A 19,798-nucleotide genomic window follows, 5' to 3' on the forward strand; every position below is an offset into this window, starting at 1 on the left:
CCGCCATGGATGGTGCACCCATGCGCATCGCGCACTTGCTGCTGACCCGGCGCTTCGCCGGGAGCGAACGCCATGCGCTGGAACTGGCCAACGCGCAGGCGGCTGCCGGCCACCATGTGACGCTGATCCTGCGCAAGGCCGGTGCCCGCGACCGGGCAGATGCCATCGCCCATCGCGCGTCCGCGGATGTCCACGTCGAAGTGGTCGGCGACCTGTTGCCGGTGTGGCAGGCGCGCCGGCTGCTGCGCCGCTTGCGTCCCGACGTGGCGCACGCACATTTGTCCGGCGGTTGCCGCGCGCTGCGGGGTTGGCAGACTCCGGCGCGACGCATCGCCACCCTCCATATCCGCTACAAGCCCAGGCAGCACGAGGGGCTGGACGGACTCATCGCGATCGCCCCCTGGCAGCTGGAGGCAATGCCCGCCAGCATGCGCGCGCGCACCGTGCAGATCGACAACTGGACGCTTCCGCAGGCGCCGTCGCCCGGCGCGCGTGCGCGCATCCGCGACGCGCATGGCATCGCTCCTACCGACTTCGTGTTCGGCGCGCTGGGACGCTGCGAGCCGGGCAAGGGCCTGGACGTGCTGGTCGAGGCGTGGAAGCGCGCCCGGCTGCCTGCCGACGCGCGCCTGGTGATCGTCGGCCAGGGCAGCACGTGGAAGTCATTGCGCGCCGCCGCGCCCGCCGACGTGGTCATGCCGGGCTTTGCCGACGCGCCGCGCGACTGGCTGGAAGCGTTCGATGTGTTCGTCAGCGCCGCGCGCAGCGAACCGTTCGGGCTGGTGCTGCTCGAGGCGATGGACGCGCGCCTGCCGATCCTGGCCAGTGCCAGCCAGGGGGCGCGGCACCTGGCCGGGCAGATCGGCAGCGCCTTGCTGCCGGTCGCCGATGCGGATGCGCTGGCTGAAGCGTTACGCGCGGCCCATGCCGCCCGCCCGCCGCGACGGGACTATCCGATGGATCGCTTCCGCATCGAAGACAAGCTGGCTCAAGTCGAGGCGTTCTATCGCGGCGAGGCGACGTCGCGCTGACACGCCCCCGGCGCAGCGGGCCGTCCGCCCGTCGCCCGGGCGGGGCACTCAGGCAACCAGCAGCGCGCGCAGCGCGTCGACCATCGCCGGCAGGTCGTTGCGCAGGCCCAGCGCGCGGGCGCTGCCGCGCAGCGCGTCGAGGTCGGCCGGGTCGGCCGCGGCGGCCTGCCACGCGGCCGCGACGGCGTCGCGCCGGGCCGCGCAGGTCAGCACCGCGTCGTGCGCGGCAAAGGCGTCGATGCGACCGGCCTGTTCCTCCTGCATCGGCACCGCCAGGCACGGCACGCCCAAGGTCAGTGCCTGCACCAGCAGGCCACCGCCGTTGACCACGTTCAGCCGCGCGGACTGCACCAGCCCCATCAGCAGCCGGTTGGACATGCGCGGCAGGCCGGTCCAGCCCGCGGGCAGGGCGTGTTCGCCCGGGTCGACCGCGAGCACCGGCAGGTCGCGCGGCCCGCCGGCCGCGGCCATCAGCGCCATCGGTGCCATGCCGTCGACGACGTAGCCCGGGCCGCCAGGGCAGGCCAGGTCGTAGCCGCCCGCGGCCAGGCCGTGCGAGGCGAGCAGTTGCGCGGCTTCAGTGGTGTCGGGCGGCTCGAACACGGCGTCGAAATAGCGGAAGTGCGTGTCGCGCAGCAGCAGGCGGCCGAGGCGTTCGGGCCAGGGCGGCCGCGCGCCCAGCCGCTCGGGCGCGAGCAGCCAGTGCGCATCGAGCAGGCGGCGCTTGCGCGGGTCCAGCCCGCGCCAGCGCGAATTCGGCCGCGCGCTGAGATACACGGTGCGGCTGCCGGCGGCGCGCGCAGCCTGCAGGGCGCTCATGCGCAGGCTGCTGTCGAACAGGCACGCGTGGGGGGCGAAATCGGCGATCGCCGCCGCGACCTCCGCCTCGCTGCGGGTGGGCGAGCCGGGCAGCGGCACCGCTTCGAACTCCTCGCGCGGGAACGGCGCCTGCCCGTGCACCACGAAGCGGATGTCGATCGCGTCGCCAGCCTGCCCGCGCAGGGTGCGGGCGAGCATCAGCGCGCGCTGCAGCTCGCCGCCGCCGCTGCCGCCGCTGACCGGGATGAACAGAAGCCTACGCTGCATGCCTGGGTTCCCGAAAAGTCGCAGTAGTATGCCGGGCATTCCGGTTGCTTCACGTGGCCGGATGGCGTTCCCCGCGCCGCTCCAGACCCCCTTGGCCGCGTTCCCCTCGCACGCATGCGTCCATTCCCCGTTTCCGATCCGCCGGTCACGTTCTTCATGGACGTCCCGACACCCGAGATCGACGCCTGGCGCCGGCTGCGTCCCGACGAGACGCCGCAGCGCCTGGTGCTGGGCGAGCACTACTGGATCGCGCTGACATTCGCCCGCCTGCGCGCAGCCGGCATGGCGGTGCACCTGGACAACCGGTTGCCCGCCTCGGGCGCGGTGCTGTTCTACGCCGGCGACAAGCGCGCGGCCTGGCGCCAGGCGCAGGCGAGCGGCAGCCGCGCCCTGCTGGTCGCGGTGCGCAGCGACCGCAACCCGGTGGGGTTTGCCGACGTGGAGATCGTCCAGAACGCCGCCTCCGCCGACGGCCACCGCAGCCTGCACGTCCCGCACTGGCCCCAGCCGGGGCTGGTGCCGCGTGATCCTGTGCGCGGTGACCGGCCGCGGACGCTGCTGTTTCCCGGCACGCCGCAGAACCTCCATTCCGGCTTCGGCGACGCGCGCTGGCGCCAGTTCCTGGACGCGCGCGGGCTCGCGTTCCGCTGCCACGGCGCCGGTGACGGCGCGCAGCGGGCCTGGCCCGACTGGCACGACGTCGACCTGCTGCTCGCGGTGCGTGCCAGCGGCTCGCGGCTGGTGCGCAACAAGCCGGGCTGGAAGCTGTTCAACGCGTGGCTGGCGGGCGTGCCGGCGATCCTCGGGCCCGAATCGGGCTACCGCGAACTGCGCCAGGGGCCGCTGGACTACCTGGAGGTCGACGGCCCGGAGCATGCGATGGCCGCCATCGACCGCCTGCTGGACGAACCCGCGCTCTATCAGGCCATGGCCGACAACGGCCTGGCGCGCGGGCAGGCCTTCAGCACCGAAGCGACGCTTTCGCGCTGGCGGCTGCTGGTGGACGACGAGCTGGTGCCGCGGGCAGCGGCGCAGCTGTTCCGGCCCGCGCAGGCCTGGAAGCGCGGCGCGCGCGAGGCCGGCGTGCGCCTGCGCCGGGTGCTCAGCGGCGCGGCCTGAGCGGCGCGCCGCGGCTTCACCAGCGCAGCGGCAGCCGCGCGACCTCGCCGCCAAGCCGCGCGTGCAGGGCCTGCGCCTCGCCCAGCGGCAAGTAACGCAACCGCAGCGGCGACGAGGCGCCGGCGGTGTCGAGCCACAGCGTGGCCATGCCCAGCCAGCGGTCGAGCGGCGACTGCCGCACTTCCAGCGCCTGCAGCTTGTCGATCTCGGCGAAACGCCAGCGCCGCGACCACCAGCCGCTGCGCGCGCCGACCAGGCGGGCGTCGATCGCGTAGCCGGCGTGATGCGCGTGCCGGCGCGCGACGAACACCACCCATGGCAGCCATAGCAGGCCGGCCAGTCCCCACGGGCCGAAGCGCCAGCAAAGCGCCGCGGCCAGCAGCAGCGCGAACACCGCGCCCGGCAGCGACAGCCGCCACCACGCGCGCGGATGCAGCGGCAGCCAGCGCGCCGGCGGCCAGTCCGCGCCGGGCAGCAGGTGGCGCACGAGCTCGTCGCAGGCTGCCGGTAGTGCGACCGGGGCCAGCTCGCGCAGGCCGCGGCGGCGGCTGTTCTCGTCCCCGGCCACCGCCGAGTCGACCTCCAGCGAGCGGCGGCCGAACCAGCGGTGCAGCAGCCCCTCGCGCAGCGTCCACGACTGGATGCGCCGCCGCGGCGCGCTGGTGCGCAGCCGGGTCAGCAGCCCGCGTTCGACTGTGAGGCGGCGGCCGTGCTCCTCCAGCCGGAAGCCCCAGTACTGCAGCAGCGCCAGCGCCACCGAGAGCACGCGCAGCAGCACCGCGAACGCGAGCAGCGCGGCGAGGATCGCCAGCGCGTACTGGCCGACGCTGAAGTGGTGGCTGCCGAAGAAGGCCTGTGCCGCACTGCTCCAGCGGTCGGAGACATCGTCGGGCAGCTGTGGGTTGAGCTGCGAGATGGCCACCGCCGCGCCGCCGACCACGATCATGCCGCGGTTGGAGATCAGTCCCAGGCGCAGCACTTCCGCGGGCGGCAGCGCAAGCAGCACCCGGTCGCGTGCCGTGTCCGCCGGCGCCTGCGCGGCATCCGTGGCCGTGGTTGCCGCGGGTGGCGTCGCGCCGCGCCGGCGCACCAGCGCCTCGAGCGCGATGGCGTCGTCGAGCTGCAGCACCCGCATCTGCGCCTCGGGCTTGTCGCCGCCGGCCGACTCCAGGCGCACCTCGGCCACGCCGAACATGCGGTGCAGCAGCGACTGGTGGATGGCGACGTTGTGGATCCGCGAGAACGGCACCTGCCTGCGGCTGCGCTCGAGCAGGCCGCTGTCGATGACCACGCTGTCGGCGGTGATGCGGTAGCGGAAGGTCAGGTAACGCCACACCGCCACCACCGCGAAGCCGCCCACGGCGACCAGCGACCACAGCTGGTTGCGGTCGCCGCGGCCGAGGAACACCAGCACCAGCAGCGGCACCACGAACTGCCGCAGCTGCTGCAGCAGCACGAACAGCCACGACATCGGATGCAGCCGGCGCACCGTCCCGTCTTCGGGGCCGGCGGGCGGCGGCGGTTCAGTCGGCGTCGTCATCGTCGTCGGTCTGGCGTGCGAGGTGGTCGCGCAGGCGTTCGGCGTCGACGGCGTCGAGCCCGGACAGCGATACCTCGCTGTGGCGCGTGCCGGCGGTATGGATGACCAGCGTGGCCAGCCGGAAATGCCGCTCCAGCGGCCCGCGACGGATGTCCAGGTGCTGCACGCGCGAACCGGGCACGCGCGTGTCCGACTGCCACAGCCGCCCGCGGCGCAGGCCGAAGCCGTCGGCATCGAGCAGCCAGCGGGTGTGGCGATATCGGCGCCAGCCCAGCCATGCGCCGAACGCCGCGGCGACCACCACGCAGGCCGGCAGCAGCCAGGCCGGCAGCGGCAGCGCCACGGCGATGATGCCGAAGACGATCGTGGCGATCGCGAACGGCAGGGCGAAGCCGAACGCCGTCGTCGCCACGAACAGCGTCCGCGCGCGCGCCGGCAGCTTCTGCCAGCGGTCGGGCGCAGGCATCGTGGGAGCCGGCGGCGGCGACGCGTCCGCGCCGGCTTGCGGGTCGCTCATCGCTTGCGCTCCAGGTCGAGGTAGGGGTTGGTCTGGCCGCTGCCCGGCGGTCGCTGCTTGTAGCGCTTGTAGGTCCACTGGTATTGCGCCGGGTCGCGCCGCGCGATGCGTTCGACCGCGGCGTTGAGCGCGGTCGCGGCGACCACCGGATCGGCGCTGGCGATGTCCTCGGGCGCCGGTTCGAAGCGCAGCGCGAACCCCGGCCCGGCGCCGATGCGCTCGCAGTAGCCGAACAGCACCGTCGCCCCGCTGCGCTCGGCCAGCCGGCCGAGCAGGGTCATGGTCAGCGCCTGCACGCCGAAGAACGGGGCGAACTCGCCGTCGCCGGCCTTGGGCTGCTGGTCGGGCAGGATCCCGACCACGCCGCCGGCCTTGAGTACCTTGAACAGCTGGCGGATGCCCGGGCCCTCGGCGCGCACCTGGGTGACGCGGTCGCCTTCGTCCGCGCGCACCCGGCGCAGGAAGGCCTCGCCGATGGCCGATTCCGGTGCGCGGTACAGGATCGCCAGCGGCGTGCGCATGGCCAGCCACTGGTTGAGCAGTTCCCAGTTGCCGTAGTGCGGCGCGGCGATGATCACCCCGCGGCCGGCGGCGATGGCGGCGTCGAACAGCCCGCTGCCGTCTTGGGTGCGGATCAGCTGCAGGTTGCGCGCGTGGCGATGCGTCCACAGGTGCAGGGTTTCCAGCGCCTGGTACGCAGTGGTGCGCAGCGCCGCGCGCTGCAGGTTTTCGCGCTGCGCCGGCAGCAGGTCCGGATACGCCAACTCCAGGTTGCGCGCCGCGACCACGCTCTCCCTCGCGCCGCTGCGTCGCCAGCCCCAGGCCAACACGTCCCCCAACCCGCGCAGCCACGCCCAGGGCAGGCGGCCGAGCGCGGCGGCGAGCAGGTACAGCAGCCAGGCGGCGAATCGGGTCATGCGGGGGAGTGTAGCGAGGGGGTGGGGCGCAGATGGAAGGCGCCGGGAGAAAGCGGGCGGAAGAACACATCGTCATTCCCGCGAAAGCGGGAACCCAGCGTCTTGCATCGCGGCCGCGGAAAGCCACTGGGTTCCCGCTTTCGCGGGAATGACGGCAAAAAAAGCTACGCTGTTCCAGCCCCCAGCCCCCAGCCCCCAGCCCCGCCCATGCTCACCCTCATCCAGCGCGTCACCTCCGCCAGCGTCACCGTCGACGGCGACACCCTCGGCGCCATCGGCCCCGGACTGCTGGCGCTGGTCGGCGTGGAGCCGGGCGACGGCGATGCGCAGGTCGAGCGGATGACGCAGCGCCTGCTCGGCTACCGGGTCTTCGCCGACGAGCAGGGCCGGATGAACCGTTCGCTGGCCGACAGCGGCGGCGGCCTGCTGCTGGTCAGCCAGTTCACGCTGGCGGCCGACACGCGGTCGGGCATGCGGCCGGGGTTCAGCACCGCGGCTGCCCCGGAGGACGCTGAACGGGTCTTCAGCCAGTTGCTGGCGAGCTGCCGGAAAAGTCACCCGCCGGGGGTGGAAACCGGCCGGTTCGGTGCCCATATGGTGGTCAGCCTGGTCAATGACGGCCCGGTGACCTTCCTGCTCAAGGCGTAGCGCCGCCGCTTTTCGCGTTTGACAGGGAATACGGGGGCGTCGTTTCGAACACCGCAACGCCGTCCCCGGGCCCGATCCCGGGCGGATTCCTGGCGACATGGCAGGTCAAAAAGCCCCTGCGGCGGTATAATGCAGGGTTCTCTTCACTCGAATTTCCCGGTGGCTCCCCACATGGCCAACGAACGTCAGGCCCCGCAGTCCGACATCAAGCAGCTGATCAGCAAGGGCCTGGAACAGGGCTACCTGACCTACGCCGAAGTCAACGATCACCTCCCCGACGACATGGTCGACCCGGAGCAGATCGAAGACATCATCGGCATGATCAACGGCATGGGCATCGAGGTGCACGAAGTCGCGCCCGACGCCGATACCCTGCTGCTCGGCGACAACAACACCGGCAACCGCGAGGTCGACGACACCGCGGCCGAGGAAGCGGCTGCCACGCTGACCGCGCTCGACGCCGAAGGCGGCCGCACCACCGACCCGGTGCGCATGTACATGCGCGAGATGGGCACGGTCGAGCTGCTGACCCGCGAGGGCGAGATCGCGATCGCCAAGCGTATCGAGGAAGGCCTCAACCAGATGACGCTGTCGCTGGCCAGCTTCCCGTGGACGGTGCAGCTGCTGCTGGAAGACTGGGAGCTGCACAAGGCCGGCAAGAAGCGCCTGGCCGAGATCGTGGTCGGCTTCAACGACGGCCTCGACGACGAGCCCGAACCGCCGGTGGCAGCCACTGCCCCCGCGGCCAATGGCAAGGACGACAAGGACAGCAAGAACGCCAAGGACGACGACGACGACAGCGACGACGACAGCGACGACGACGACGGTGATGCCGAGGACACCGGCCCCGCCGGCCCGGATCCGGTCGAGGTCGCGCGCCGCATGGACGAGCTGGCCGCGCTGTACGCCAAGTTCCAGAAGGTCTACGCCAAGAACGGGGCCAGCGCCAAGCAGGCGGCCAAGCTGCGCGAGGAGATGGCGAACCTGTTCGTCACCTTCAAGCTGCCGCTGCCGCTGGTCGACGTGCTGGTGCGCAAGCTGCGCGAGGTGCTGGGCGAGATCAAGGACCACGAGCGCCGCATCCTCGACCTGGCCACGCGCAAGGCCAAGATGCCGCGCAAGGACTTCATCCGCTCGTGGGAAGGCAACCAGACCAACCTCGAGTGGGTCGACGACGTGCTCAAGCGCAAGCAGAAGTGGTCGAGCGGCCTGCGCGAGGTGAAGGACCAGATCATCGCCCACCAGGAAGCCACCATCGCCATCGAAAAAATGATGCGCGTGGACCTGGTCGACATCAAGGACATCAGCCGCACGATGGCCTACGGCGAAGCCAAGGCGCGCAAGGCCAAGAAGGAAATGGTCGAGGCCAACCTGCGCCTGGTGATCTCGATCGCCAAGAAGTACACCAACCGCGGCCTGCAGTTCCTCGACCTGATCCAGGAAGGCAACATCGGCCTGATGAAGGCGGTGGACAAGTTCGAGCACCGTCGCGGCTTCAAGTTCTCGACCTACGCGACGTGGTGGATCCGCCAGGCGATCACCCGCTCGATCGCCGACCAGGCGCGCACCATCCGCATCCCGGTGCACATGATCGAGACGATCAACAAGCTCAACCGCATCTCCCGCCAGATGCTGCAGCAGTTCGGCCGCGAGGCCACGCCGGAAGAACTGGCGAAAGAGATGGACATGCCCGAGGACAAGATCCGCAAGGTCATGAAGATCGCCAAGGAACCGATCTCGATGGAGACGCCGATCGGCGACGACGAGGATTCGCACCTTGGCGATTTCATCGAGGACACCAACGTCGAGTCCCCGATCGATTCCACCACCAATACCAACCTGATGGAGACCGTGCGTGACGTGCTCGCCGGCCTGACCCCGCGCGAGGCCAAGGTGCTGCGCATGCGCTTCGGCATCGACATGAACACCGACCACACGCTGGAAGAGGTCGGCAAGCAGTTCGACGTCACCCGCGAGCGCATCCGCCAGATAGAGGCCAAGGCGCTGCGAAAGCTGCGCCATCCGAGCCGCTCGGAGCAACTGCGTAGTTTCCTCGACATCGAGTGAGTCGGCCCGGCATCGCAAACCAAAGCCCCGCATCGCGGGGCTTTTTTTTGGTCTTTCGCTCGATTGCAGGAAGGGCTTCTGTCTGATTGCGTGGTTTCGCCGCGACCTGACTTGCCCGGCGCCCCAGCTTTTCGCAACGTGGTCGGAGGTCTCGACAGGCCTGTCAGGAAACCATCCCCCCTCACGAATCCGTAACGCGACAATCGGAACCCTGAACAGGGCGCATGCACCTGCACACCGTGCCGTGCGCGCATCTTCCCGAAAGGATCTCCGCTGATACAGGAGGGCGTTGCCATGGCGGTCACGTTCGAACGAAGCACGGGGGCGATCGGCCCCTTCCATGCGGTCTTCCTGGCCGCCACGACTCCGCTGTTCTTCGGCGCGTTGCTGAGCGACATCGCCTATGCGAAAAGCTACGAGATCCAGTGGAGCAACTTCGCCTCCTGGTTGCTGATCGGCGCGATGGTGCTGGCGACCATCGCCTTGCTGTGCGGGATCGTCGAATTCTTCCGTGGTCTCCGCAGGCCCGTCTATCTGCTGGTGCTGGCCGCGACCTGGATCGTGGGCTTCTTCGATGCGCTGCATCACTCGCGCGACGCCTGGGCCATCATGCCGACGGCCGTGGTGCTGTCGGTGATCGCCACGGTGCTCGCATGCGTGGCGACATGGATCGGCTTCGCAAGCCTGCGCGCGGGAGGTGTGCGATGAAACGTCCGATCCTCGCCCTCGCCCCTGTGATCGCCGCCGTCGCGCTGCTGGCCGCCTGCAACCAGTCCGCACCCGACCTCAACCAGTACGGCGCCAGCCCCGAGCTGCCGGAGCAGGATCGCGGCCTGCTGCCCAACATGACCATCGCCCGGCCCGCACGCTGGGGCGACCGCGCGCCGACCGTGCCGCAGGGCTACCGCATCAGCGCGATCGCCACCGGCCTGGGCATCCCGCGCCAGACCCTGGTGCTGCCCAACGGCGACATCCTGGTGGCCGAGGGCCGCGGCGGCAACGCGGGCAAGCTCAAGCCCAAGGACGTGATCGCCGGCTACATCAAGGCCAAGGGCAATACTTCGGTCAAGAGCGGCAACCGCCTGACCCTGCTGCGCGACGCCGACGGCGACGGCAACTACGAGCTGAAGACCGTGTTCGCCGAGAACCTCAACGCGCCCTACGGCCTGGCCCTGGTCGGCAGCACGCTGTACGTCGCCAACCAGGACGCGCTGGTGAAATTCGATTACACCGTCGGCCAGACCCGTGCGAGCGGCGCACCGGTGAAGGTCACGGACCTGCCGTCGGCGATCAACCACCACTGGACCAAGTCGCTGGCCGCAAGCGAGGACGGCCGCTTCCTGTACGTGGGCATCGGTTCCAACAGCAACATCACCGAGCGCGGCATGACCGCCGAAGTGGATCGCGCCGTGGTGTGGCAGATCGACCCGCAGACCGGGATGCACAAGACCTACGCCAGCGGCCTGCGCAACCCCACCGCACTGGCCGTCCAGCCCGGCACCGGCGTGCTGTGGGCGGCGGTCAACGAACGCGACGAGCTCGGCCCGAACCTGGTGCCCGACTATCTCACCTCGGTGCGCGAGGGCGGCTTCTATGGCTGGCCCTACGCCTACTGGGGCCAGAACGTCGACCCGCGGGTGATGCCGCCGGATCCGGACAAGGTCGCCGCGACGATCGTCCCCGACTACAGCCTCGGCTCGCACGTGGCCGCGCTCGGCCTCTCGTTCTCGGTGCCCGCGATGGGCGCCGGGTTCGCGGACGGCGCGTTCGTCGGCGAGCACGGCAGCTGGAACCGCGACCCGCCGGTCGGCTACAAGGTCGTGTTCGTGCCGTTCCGCGACGGCAAGCCGGCGGGCGATCCGGTCGACTTCGTGTCCGGCTTCCGCGGCGAAGACGGCATGACCCGCGGCCGCCCGGTCGGCGTGACCGTCGACCCGCGCGGCGCGCTGATCGTGGCCGACGACCTGTCGAACACCATCTGGCGGGTGACGCCGACGACGCCGGTTGCGGTGCCCGCCGCCGCCCCGCCGGATGCAACGCAGGACGCCGGCGCGATTCCCGACGCCGGCAACGCGCCCGCCGATGCTTCCGAAGCAGCGGCGGATCCGGCCTCCGACGAAGCGTCGATGTAGGCACGGGCATGCCCCGCAACTTCCCGCAGGCCTCGCCGCGTGCGGGGCTTCGCGTTTCCGCCATAATTCCCCTGCACGGGCCTATAGCTCAATGGTCAGAGCAGAGGACTCATAATCCTTTGGTTCCAGGTTCGAGTCCTGGTGGGCCCAAACCAACGCCAGGTGACCCGGCGCGCGAGCGGGCCATGGGCCGTGCCATTTACGTTCTGCTGAACTCCGCCTCCGTATAGTGCGCGGCTGCCAATCCGCGCGTGGGGTACCGGTGCATCGTCGTGAAGTGATCCAGGCGGGACTTTCGTTGCCCCTGCTGTCGTTCGGCGGCGCGCTGGAAACGTTTGCAGCGCCGCGCACGCAGGTTGCGGCGTCCGCGGGCGCGTTCGACGACGACACCGTTGCCGGGCTTGCACGGGCGCTGGCTGCACAACCGTACGGGCAGCCTGGCAACGCCCTGCCGCCGGCGCTGGCGGACATTGGCTACGACGAATACCGCGACTTCCGCTATCGCGCCGAACGCGCGCTGTGGCGCAATGACGGGCTGCCGATCCAGGCACAGTTCTTCCATCGCGGTTTCCTGTTCAAGGACCGGGTCGACGTCTACACCGTGCGCGACGGCCGGGCGACGCCGTTCGCGTTTTCCACCGACCTGTTCGACTACACCCCGCAGCCGGTGCCGAAGGTCGGCGACATCGGCTTCGCCGGCTTCCGCCTGCATGCGCCGATCAACCGCGCCGACCATTTCGACGAGCTGTGCAGCTTCCTCGGCGCGAGCTATTTCCGCGCGGTGGCGAAGGGGTTGAACTACGGGCTGTCGGCACGCGGGCTGGCGCTGGGCAGCGGCGAGCCGGCGGCGGAGGAGTTTCCGCGCTTCACCACGTTCTGGCTGGAGCGGCCGGCGCGCGACGCGAGCGCGATCGTTGTGCATGCGCTGCTCGACAGCCCGAGCGCGGCCGGTGCGTTCCGGTTCACGGTCGATCCGGGCGAGGACACCGTGTTCGACGTCGACATGCGCCTGTATCCGCGCGTCGATCTCGCGCACGCGGGCATCGCGCCGCTGACGAGCATGTTCGAATTCGATCCCAGCGACCGCGTCGGCGTCGACGATTACCGCCCCGCGGTGCACGACTCCGACGGCCTGGCGATGCTCAACGGGCAGGGCGAACAGAGTTGGCGCCAGCTGCAGAACCCGCGCACGCTGCAACACAGCGGCTTCCAGGACCGCAACCCGCGCGGCTTCGGGCTGATGCAACGCAAGCGCCGCTACGAAGACTTCCAGGACGCCGAGGCCCACTACGAAAAGCGACCGAGCCTGTGGGTCGAACCACGGGGCGACTGGGGCGAGGGCGAGGTGCACCTGGTCGAGATCCCCACCGCCGACGAGTACCACGACAACATCGTCGCCTTCTGGCGGCCGAAGCTGCCGATCGCCGCCGGCCGCGAGCATCGCTGGCACTATCGCCTGCACTGGTGCCGTGACCACGCCTGGAAGCCGGAGCTGGCCACCGTGTCCGCGACCCGCATCGGCGCCTCGCACGACGGCGCGCGGCTGGTGGTGATCGATCTTGCGGGCGGAAGGCTGTCGGAGCTCACCGATGACGCGAAGCCGCAAGTCGACGCCGTCGCCTCGCAGGGCACGCTGCGCAACCCGGTGGCTTACCGCAATGGCGAAACCGGCAGCTGGCGGATGAGCTTCGAACTCGACCCCGGCGGCGCGCGCGTGAGCGAACTGCGCGCGCGGCTGGTCGACGCGAACGGACCGCTGTCGGAAACATGGCTGTACCGGTGGATGGCATGAGCGCGACCGACGCGCCGGCGCAAGCCGCGTCGACGTTGCCGCCCGAAGCGCCGCTGGACATGCCGGTGCAGTCGCTGCACGCGGGCCGGCTGCAGGGGCGCCGTTTCCCGACCACGCCCGGCGGCATGTTCTGGCGGCGCGCGGCGGTGATCGGCGCGGCGATCGGGCTCACGCTCGTGGCCACCTACCAGATCTGGTGGCTGCTGCGCGGCGAGGGCACCGACGTGCTGGAAGCGGTGCTGCTGGTGCTGTTCGTGTTCCTGTTCGCGTGGATCGTGCAGGCCTTCGTCGGCGCGCTCGCGGGCTTCGTGCTGATCGTGTCGCGACGACGCGCGCGGCTGAACCTGTCGGCGAAGTTGCCGCGCCCGGAATTGTCCACGCGCACCGCGCTGCTGATGCCGACCTACAACGAGGACCCCGAGCGGCTGATGGCCGGACTGCAGGCGATCCATGAATCGCTCGCGGCCACCGGGCAGCTGGAGTGCTTCGACTTCTTCGTGCTCAGCGACACCCGCAAGCCGGAGGTCCAGCGCGCCGAGCGCGTCGCCTTCGATGCGCTGCGCGACCGCCTCGGCGCCGGCGCGCGCGTGTTCTACCGCCTGCGCGACGACAACCACGAGCGCAAGGCCGGCAACATTTCCGACTGGGTGCGGCGCTGGGGCGGCGCGTACCCGCAGTTCCTGATCCTCGACGCCGACAGCCTGATGACCGGCGATACCATCGTGCGCCTGGCCGGGGCGATGGAAGGCCACGACGACGTCGCGCTGATCCAGACCCTGCCGGTGATCGTCAACGGCAGCACCCTGTTCGCGCGCATGCAGCAGTTCGCCGGGCGCGTGTACGGGCCGGTGATCGCCTACGGCGTGGCCTGGTGGCACGGTGCGGAGAGCAACTACTGGGGCCACAACGCGATGATCCGCACGCGCGCGTTCGCGCAGTGCGCCGGGCTGCCGGAGCTGCGCGGAGTGAAGCCCTTCGCCGGCACCGTGCTCAGCCACGACTTCGTCGAGGCCGCGCTGATGCGCCGCGGCGGCTGGGCGCTGCACATGGTGCCCAGCCTGGGCGGCAGCTACGAGGAAGGCCCGCCGTCGCTGACCGACATGCTGGTGCGCGACCGCCGCTGGTGCCAGGGCAACCTGCAGCACGGCGCGGTGCTGCCGGGCAAGGGATTGCACTGGGTCAGCCGCTGGCACCTGCTGATCGGCATCGGCCACTACTTCACCGCGCCGATGTGGGCGATGCTGATGTTGGTCGGGCTGGCGATCCCGCTGCACCATGCCGGACTGGCGTGGGGCAACATCGAGCTGTCTGGTTTCTCGCCGACCACCTACTGGCGCGAACAGGATCCCGACCGCTTTTTGTGGGTATTCGTGTTCACCATGGGCATGCTGCTGGCGCCGAAGCTGATGGGCTTCATCGCCACGATGTTCGACCGCGACCTGCGCCGCGGCTGCGGCGGCGCGGTGCGCACGTTCATCGGCATGCTGCTCGAAACGCTGCTGGCCGCGTTGATGGCACCGGTGACGATGTACGTGCAGTCGCGCGGCGTGGCCGAGGTGCTGGCGGGCAAGGATTCGGGCTGGGAGTCGCAGCGCCGCGACGACGGCAGCCTGCCGTTCTCCAGCCTGCTGCGCAGCTACGGCGGGCTCAGCCTGCTGGGCGTGCTGGCGGCGGTGATGGCGTGGAGCATCTCGCCGGCGCTGGCGGCGTGGATGTCGCCGGTGATCCTCGGCCTGGTGCTGTCGATCCCGATCGTGATGCTGACGTCCACCCGCGCGGCGGGCCAGTGGCTGCGGCGGAGGCGGATTTTCTGCACGCCGGAAGAGCTGTCGCCACCGCCGGTGCTGGTGCGTGCCAGCGAGCTGCGCGCGCAGCGAGGGGCGGAAAGCACGTCGGGGATGTAACCCTGGCCTGCGGCCGGACGCTGGAGTGCGGACTCGCCGCTGATTGGTCAACTGCGGAAACGTCGGCCTGCGACGACGGTGCCCGTGCACGCGGCTGAAGCATGATCGCAGCGCAACGGTCATCTGCCGTCGCTACGCTCTTCGGCTCGAAGCCACAGGGGGCTCGAGGATGAGGGCAATGAGAACGGGTGCCGCCATCTCGGTGGCGCTGTTGCTGGCCGCATGCGGAAGCAGGTCGCCCGAGGCACCGGTTGAAACCGCAGCACGCGCTGCGATGCCTGCACGGGAAACGGACGCGCCCGCGTCCGCCGCGGACAGCCTGGGGGCTCGCGCCGCGCGTGCGATGCGCGAGGGCCGGATGTACACGCCGGCCGGCAACAGCGCGATCGACCATTGGCTTGCTGCGCGCGAACGCGATCCCGATGACGCCACGACACAGGCAGCGATCATCGACATGCAGCCGTACCTGCTGATCGCGTGCGAGCAGGCGATTGCAGCCGGTGATTTCGACGAGGCCCACCGGTTGTTCGACCTGATGACGCGTAGTGCGCCCCGCGCACCGGCGCTGCCGCGCCTGGCGGCCGCGCTCGGCGATGCCGAGAAGGCGCAGCAGCTGGCGCAGGAGGCACTGGAGCGGGAGGCGCGGGAGCAGGAGGCGGCAGCCGCCGAGGCAACGAAGCAGGCCGTGCAGGCGACCGCCTCTGTTGCAGCAGAAGGCGCCGCGGAATCCCTGGCCACTGCCGACCGCCAGGAGCCTCCCGAGGAGACGCCCGCGGCCGCACCGGCGCCCGAGAAGGCAACGCCACCGGCCGTCGCCGCCGCGCCTGCCGCTGCCGCACCTGCCGCCCCGCCGCCGCCCGCAAGCGCACCGGCAAGCACCGAGTCGACCGCGCCGCGGCTGTTGCGCAAGCCGCCGCCGCGCTACCCGCTGATCGCGAGGAGTCGCCGCATCGAGGGCAGCGTGCGGGTTGCGTTCACCGTCAACACCGACGGAACGGTTGCCAACGTGCGCGTGCTCAGCGCCGAGCCGGACGATGTCTTCGACCGTGCCGCGGTCGAGGCCGTCGAGCAATACCGCTTCGCACCGGGCGGACGCAGGCAGGACAGCGCGGTCACCATCAACTTCTCCCTGGGCGCAAGCAGTTGAACAGCGGCGTCCGCGCGGCGCCGGGCATAATGGCCCGCCGTCCCGGACCCACGCCATGCTCGAGACCATCGAACGCGAAACCGGCCCGTCGCCGCGCCACGGCGTGATCTGGCTGCACGGCCTCGGCGCCGACGGCAGCGACTTCGTGCCGATCCTGCCCGAGCTTGTGCGGCCGGAATGGCCGGCGATCCGCTTCGTGTTCCCGCACGCGCCGGTGCGCCCGGTGACGATCAACAACGGCGTGCCGATGCGCGCCTGGTACGACATCCGCGAAGCCGACCTGGCCAACCGCGCCGACGAAGACGGCGTGGCAGAGTCGGTTGGACAGGTCGAGGCGCTGATCGCGCGCGAGGTCGAGCGCGGCGTACCGGTGTCGCGGATCTTCCTCGCCGGTTTCTCGCAGGGCGGCGCGGTCACCCTCGCCGCCGGACTGCGCCGACGCGAGCCGCTGGCCGGGCTGATCGCACTGTCGACCTACGTGCCGGCCGCGCACAAGGCCGCGGCGGCGCTCGCCGAGGGCGCACATGCGCAGCCGGTGTTCATGGGCCACGGTACCCAGGACCCGGTAGTGCCCTTCCGCGCCGGCGAGCAGAGCCAGGCGCTGTTGCGCGAGCTCGGTTTCACCGTCGACTGGCACGCCTACCCGATGCCGCATTCGGTCTGCCTGGAGGAAATCCGCGACCTCGGCGACTGGCTGGCGCCGCGCTTGGCTGGCCGCTGACCCGAGGCTGTCCGACTTGCAGGAGCGGCTTCAGCCGCGAGCTTTTGGCTCCCTCCCCTGCGACTGCAGGGGAGGGTTGGGGAGGGGTGCCGTTGGCATCGCTCCGAACCGTGAGCACCTCCTCCCAACCTCCCCCCTGCCTTCGCAAGGGGGGAGGGTCCAGGCAAAAGCTCGCGGCTGAAGCCGCTCCTACGGAGAACACCGCAGCCTCGGCAGCGTGCATCCCGCATGGCTTCGCCATGGCGCGGCAGCTACTATCGATGCGAACCCGCCCCACTGCCGCCGTGAGGACACCGCGACCATGAAAGTGGTCATCGCCGACGACGAACCGCTGGCCCGCGAGCGCCTGCGCCTGCTGCTGGCCGAACATCCGGACCTGCAGCTGGTCGCCGAGGCCGGCGACGGGCGGCAGGCGCTGCACGCTTGCGCCGAGCACGACGCCGACCTGGTGCTGCTGGACATCGCCATGCCCGGTATCGACGGGCTCGAAGCCGCGCGCCACCTGGCTGCGTTCGAGCCGCGACCGGCGGTGGTGTTCTGCACCGCGTACGACGCGCATGCGCTGTCGGCGTTCGAGGCGGCGGCGGTCGACTACCTGGTCAAACCGGTGCGAGCCGAGCGCCTGCATGCGGCGCTGGAGCGCGCGCGCACCTTCGTCGCCGGACGCGACCACAACGCCGCCGCCGGCCGCGACGGCCAGGGCAAGCAGCGCACCCACCTGTGCGCGCGCCTGCGCGGCAGCCTGCGCCTGATTCCGATCGAGGACATCCACTACCTGCAGGCCGAGGAAAAATACGTGGTGGTGCACCACGCCCGTGGCGAGGACCTGATCGAGGAGTCGCTCAAGTCGCTGGAGGAGGAGTTCGGAGAGCGCTTCGTGCGCATCCACCGCAACTGCCTGGTCGCGCGCCACGAGCTGGTCGAACTGCGCCGCGAGCCCGACGGCCACGTCCACGCCATCCTGCGCCACGGCAAGCAGCCGCTGGAAGTCAGCCGCCGCTGCGTCGCCGGCCTCAAGGAAATCGTCAAGCGGCTGTAGGTCGGGGCTACGCCCCCGACACCCGAAGCGGCCGCAGGTCGGGGCTACGCCCCCCGACACCCGCGCGTCCCGCAGTCGGCGCCAAGCCCGATGCCCGCGGGAACCCATGGAAAGAGCCGTCGGGGGCGTAGCCCCGACCTGCGCCCATGGATCGCGTCGCAGCGGCGATAATGGCGCATGGCCACGATCCGCATCGCAACCCGCAAGAGTCCGCTCGCCCTGTGGCAGAGTGAACACGCCGCCGACCTGCTGCGCGCCGCGCATCCGGGCCTGGACGTGGTGCTGGTGCCGATGACCACCCGTGGCGACGAGGTGCTGGACCGCTCACTGGCGGCGATCGGCGGCAAGGGCTTGTTCCTCAAGGAACTCGAGCTGGCGATGCTGCGCGGCGACGCCGACTGCGCGGTGCACTCGCTCAAGGACGTGCCGATGGACCTCGAAGGGCCGTTCGCGCTGCCGGCCATCCTCGCGCGTGCCGATCACGCCGACGCCTTCGTCAGCAACCGCTTCGACGACCTTGATGCGCTGCCGCAGTTCGCGCGCGTGGGTACTTCGTCGCTGCGGCGCCAGGCGCAGCTGCGCGCGCGCCGGCCCGACCTGCGGCTGGCCGACCTGCGCGGCAACGTCAACACGCGCCTGGCGAAACTCGACGCTGGCGACTACGACGCCATCGTACTGGCCTGCGCGGGACTGCAGCGGCTGGGCTTCGGCGAACGCATCCGCGCGCGGCTCGATGTGCCCGACTGGCTGCCGGCACCGGCGCAGGGCGCGATCGCAATCGAATGCCGCGACGACGATGCGCGCACCCTGGCGCTTTGCGCGGCGCTCGACGACGCGCCGACCCGTACCTGCGTCGAGGCCGAGCGTGCGATGAACCGCGCGCTGCACGGCAGCTGCCACGTGCCGGTCGCCGCGCTGGCACGGCTCGATGGCACGCGGCTGCAGCTGCAGGGGCTGGTCGGTTCGGCCGACGATGGCCGCGCGGTACGCGCCGAGGAAACCGGCGACGCCATGCAGGCCGAGGCGATCGGCATGGCCGTCGCGCGCCGGCTGCTTGATGCCGGCGCCGCGGAATTCCTGCCGCCGCGCGAGTGATAGCGGCGCCGCGACGATGCGGCGCCGGGCGCGTTACTGGATCTTGTAGACCAGGTTGATCGTGGTCAGCGTGTCGGTCTTCTTCGTTCCCGGCTCGACGTCGCTGTTGTACCGCGCCTGCAGGCCGGCCTTGAGCGCGAACTTCTCGTTCATCGCCACCGCGATGCCGATGTCGTTCTGCACGAAGGTGTTGTCGCTGCCCGCTTCGACCAGGAAGGTGTCGTAGATCGCGCTGTTGTCGGTAAGCTGGTGCTTGAAGTCGACCAGCCCGCGGCCGACCACGCCGTTCTCGACCAGGCCGGTCTCGGCATCGCGCGCGCGGCGGAAACCGGGGCCGATCTCGGTGCTCAGCGCGGTCCGCTCGCTGTCGATGAATTTGTGGCCGTAGCCGACCGACGCGATCGCCTGGTAGTCGTAAGGCGAGAAGTCGTCGTTCTCGTAGCGTGCCGCGCCGACGACGTAGTTGCGCGGGTCGAACTTGTACGCGCTCGATGCCCCGACCTCGTAGCGGTTGGCGCTGAGTTCGTAGCGTTCTTCCTCCACGCCGTCGCCGTCGAAGTCGCCGGTCACCTCGCCCTTGGAGCGCAGCGTCGAGACGTGGAACCCGTGCTTCCAGGACTCATCTTCCCTGGCGAACGCGAGCTTGGCGTTGACGCTTTCCGAGCGCGCGTTGCCGCGCGCGAGCGCGAGGCCGAGTTCGCCGGTGCCGGTCCAGCCGGTGGGTGCGTCGGTGGTGGTCGTGTCCTGTGCGGCCGCGGCGAATGGGATGGTGGTGGCCAGCAGCAGGGGCAGGAGTGGCTTGTTGGGCATGGTGGGTCCTTTCGAAGTGCGGGGAACGAATACGGAAAAGGCCGCTCCAGCGGCCCGTGATGCTTAGGGTAGCGCGGCACGGAGAGCGGGCCGTAGGTCGGGGCTACGCCCCCGACGCGCTTTTTGCGTTACCGCCGCGGGCGTCGTAGGGCGGGTCTTGACCCGCCTTATGTTCCGGTTCCGCTGAAATCAAGAAAGATCAAAAGCTTTCGCGCCGTGACGGCGCGAGCCAC

General features: G+C 70.6%; 16 protein-coding genes, 1 tRNA gene and 1 pseudogene. 13 read left to right on the top strand and 5 right to left on the bottom strand.

All coding sequences use genetic code 11. The features are described from left to right. Positions 1-20: 20 nt before the first annotated feature. Positions 21-1,031: a glycosyltransferase family 4 protein gene (locus tag ACFONC_RS09825; RefSeq protein WP_386743612.1), complete on the top strand. Its 1,011-nt coding sequence runs from the start codon at positions 21-23 to the stop codon at positions 1,029-1,031. Positions 1,032-1,079: 48 nt separating this feature from the next. Here ACFONC_RS09825 and ACFONC_RS09830 read toward each other — a convergent pair whose 3' ends face one another. Beyond that, positions 1,080-2,117, bottom strand: a complete 1,038-nt coding sequence (locus ACFONC_RS09830) for a hypothetical protein (protein ID WP_386743614.1) — start codon at positions 2,115-2,117, stop codon at positions 1,080-1,082. Between the two features lie 114 nt (positions 2,118-2,231). Between ACFONC_RS09830 and ACFONC_RS09835 the strand changes: the two genes are divergently transcribed. Continuing rightward, complete coding sequence (locus tag ACFONC_RS09835) at positions 2,232-3,236, top strand: glycosyltransferase (RefSeq protein ID WP_386743616.1); 1,005 nt, start codon at positions 2,232-2,234, stop codon at positions 3,234-3,236. A 16-nt stretch (positions 3,237-3,252) separates the two neighbouring features. Here ACFONC_RS09835 and ACFONC_RS09840 read toward each other — a convergent pair whose 3' ends face one another. The 3 genes and pseudogenes from ACFONC_RS09840 to ACFONC_RS09850 form a co-directional block, all read right to left on the bottom strand. Further along, complete coding sequence (locus tag ACFONC_RS09840) at positions 3,253-4,776, bottom strand: PH domain-containing protein (protein WP_386743618.1); 1,524 nt, start codon at positions 4,774-4,776, stop codon at positions 3,253-3,255. Then, on the bottom strand, positions 4,760-5,293 hold the full coding sequence (locus ACFONC_RS09845) for a PH domain-containing protein (protein WP_386743620.1): 534 nt from the start codon (positions 5,291-5,293) through the stop codon (positions 4,760-4,762). Before ACFONC_RS09845 ends, ACFONC_RS09840 begins: the two co-directional genes overlap by 17 nt. Next, positions 5,290-6,243 (bottom strand): annotated as a pseudogene (locus ACFONC_RS09850) (lauroyl acyltransferase); the annotation flags it as partial. The pseudogene ACFONC_RS09850 and the gene ACFONC_RS09845, both read right to left, overlap by 4 nt. 174 nt (positions 6,244-6,417) lie before the next feature. Between ACFONC_RS09850 and dtd the strand changes: the two are divergent. From dtd to hemC, 11 genes are all read left to right on the top strand, one after another. Next, the gene (gene dtd, locus ACFONC_RS09855; RefSeq protein ID WP_386743624.1) at positions 6,418-6,858 is read left to right on the top strand and encodes a D-aminoacyl-tRNA deacylase; all 441 of its coding nucleotides are present in this window, start codon (positions 6,418-6,420) and stop codon (positions 6,856-6,858) included. Positions 6,859-7,029: 171 nt separating this feature from the next. Beyond that, complete coding sequence (gene rpoD, locus ACFONC_RS09860; RefSeq protein ID WP_386743626.1) at positions 7,030-8,925, top strand: RNA polymerase sigma factor RpoD; 1,896 nt, start codon at positions 7,030-7,032, stop codon at positions 8,923-8,925. 294 nt (positions 8,926-9,219) lie between these two features. After that, entirely contained in the window at positions 9,220-9,633 is a 414-nt protein-coding gene (locus tag ACFONC_RS09865) for a DUF2231 domain-containing protein (RefSeq protein WP_386743628.1), read from the top strand. Further along, on the top strand, positions 9,630-11,057 hold the full coding sequence (locus ACFONC_RS09870) for a PQQ-dependent sugar dehydrogenase (RefSeq protein ID WP_386743630.1): 1,428 nt from the start codon (positions 9,630-9,632) through the stop codon (positions 11,055-11,057). The genes ACFONC_RS09865 and ACFONC_RS09870 overlap by 4 nt, the downstream gene beginning before the upstream one ends. 77 nt (positions 11,058-11,134) lie before the next feature. Further along, positions 11,135-11,207 (top strand) — tRNA-Ile (locus tag ACFONC_RS09875). A 112-nt stretch (positions 11,208-11,319) separates the two neighbouring features. Beyond that, the gene (locus tag ACFONC_RS09880) at positions 11,320-12,849 is read left to right on the top strand and encodes a glucan biosynthesis protein (RefSeq protein ID WP_386743632.1); all 1,530 of its coding nucleotides are present in this window, start codon (positions 11,320-11,322) and stop codon (positions 12,847-12,849) included. After that, positions 12,846-14,753, top strand: coding sequence for a glucans biosynthesis glucosyltransferase MdoH (gene mdoH / locus ACFONC_RS09885; RefSeq protein ID WP_386743634.1), 1,908 nt, complete (start codon positions 12,846-12,848; stop codon positions 14,751-14,753). The genes ACFONC_RS09880 and mdoH overlap by 4 nt, the downstream gene beginning before the upstream one ends. 178 nt (positions 14,754-14,931) lie before the next feature. Further along, positions 14,932-15,900, top strand: coding sequence for an energy transducer TonB (locus ACFONC_RS09890; RefSeq protein WP_386743636.1), 969 nt, complete (start codon positions 14,932-14,934; stop codon positions 15,898-15,900). Between the two features lie 55 nt (positions 15,901-15,955). Further along, entirely contained in the window at positions 15,956-16,621 is a 666-nt protein-coding gene (locus tag ACFONC_RS09895) for an alpha/beta hydrolase (RefSeq protein WP_386743638.1), read from the top strand. 301 nt (positions 16,622-16,922) lie between these two features. Next, positions 16,923-17,660, top strand: a complete 738-nt coding sequence (locus tag ACFONC_RS09900) for a LytR/AlgR family response regulator transcription factor (protein ID WP_386743640.1) — start codon at positions 16,923-16,925, stop codon at positions 17,658-17,660. Between the two features lie 177 nt (positions 17,661-17,837). Beyond that, positions 17,838-18,755, top strand: a complete 918-nt coding sequence (gene hemC / locus ACFONC_RS09905; protein ID WP_386743642.1) for a hydroxymethylbilane synthase — start codon at positions 17,838-17,840, stop codon at positions 18,753-18,755. Between the two features lie 33 nt (positions 18,756-18,788). On the opposite strand, the gene ACFONC_RS09910 is transcribed toward hemC, so the two are convergent. Next, positions 18,789-19,565, bottom strand: a complete 777-nt coding sequence (locus tag ACFONC_RS09910; RefSeq protein WP_386743644.1) for a DUF481 domain-containing protein — start codon at positions 19,563-19,565, stop codon at positions 18,789-18,791. Between the last annotated feature and the right edge of the window lie 233 nt (positions 19,566-19,798).

Origin of the sequence: Luteimonas soli, from assembly GCF_042648865.1 — a bacterium.
Taxonomy (GTDB): Bacteria; Pseudomonadota; Gammaproteobacteria; order Xanthomonadales; family Xanthomonadaceae; genus Luteimonas; species Luteimonas soli.

Coding starts and splice junctions, on each gene's coding strand:
- ACFONC_RS09840 (WP_386743618.1), bottom strand. CDS start 4,776: ATGACGACGCCGACTGAACCGCCGCCGCCCGCCGGCCCCGAAGACGGG.
- ACFONC_RS09890 (WP_386743636.1), top strand. CDS start 14,932: ATGAGAACGGGTGCCGCCATCTCGGTGGCGCTGTTGCTGGCCGCATGC.
- ACFONC_RS09900 (WP_386743640.1), top strand. CDS start 16,923: ATGAAAGTGGTCATCGCCGACGACGAACCGCTGGCCCGCGAGCGCCTG.
- ACFONC_RS09825 (WP_386743612.1), top strand. CDS start 21: ATGCGCATCGCGCACTTGCTGCTGACCCGGCGCTTCGCCGGGAGCGAA.
- ACFONC_RS09910 (WP_386743644.1), bottom strand. CDS start 19,565: ATGCCCAACAAGCCACTCCTGCCCCTGCTGCTGGCCACCACCATCCCA.
- ACFONC_RS09830 (WP_386743614.1), bottom strand. CDS start 2,117: ATGCAGCGTAGGCTTCTGTTCATCCCGGTCAGCGGCGGCAGCGGCGGC.
- ACFONC_RS09870 (WP_386743630.1), top strand. CDS start 9,630: ATGAAACGTCCGATCCTCGCCCTCGCCCCTGTGATCGCCGCCGTCGCG.
- rpoD (WP_386743626.1), top strand. CDS start 7,030: ATGGCCAACGAACGTCAGGCCCCGCAGTCCGACATCAAGCAGCTGATC.
- ACFONC_RS09865 (WP_386743628.1), top strand. CDS start 9,220: ATGGCGGTCACGTTCGAACGAAGCACGGGGGCGATCGGCCCCTTCCAT.
- ACFONC_RS09895 (WP_386743638.1), top strand. CDS start 15,956: ATGCTCGAGACCATCGAACGCGAAACCGGCCCGTCGCCGCGCCACGGC.
- mdoH (WP_386743634.1), top strand. CDS start 12,846: ATGAGCGCGACCGACGCGCCGGCGCAAGCCGCGTCGACGTTGCCGCCC.
- ACFONC_RS09835 (WP_386743616.1), top strand. CDS start 2,232: ATGCGTCCATTCCCCGTTTCCGATCCGCCGGTCACGTTCTTCATGGAC.
- hemC (WP_386743642.1), top strand. CDS start 17,838: ATGGCCACGATCCGCATCGCAACCCGCAAGAGTCCGCTCGCCCTGTGG.
- dtd (WP_386743624.1), top strand. CDS start 6,418: ATGCTCACCCTCATCCAGCGCGTCACCTCCGCCAGCGTCACCGTCGAC.
- ACFONC_RS09845 (WP_386743620.1), bottom strand. CDS start 5,293: ATGAGCGACCCGCAAGCCGGCGCGGACGCGTCGCCGCCGCCGGCTCCC.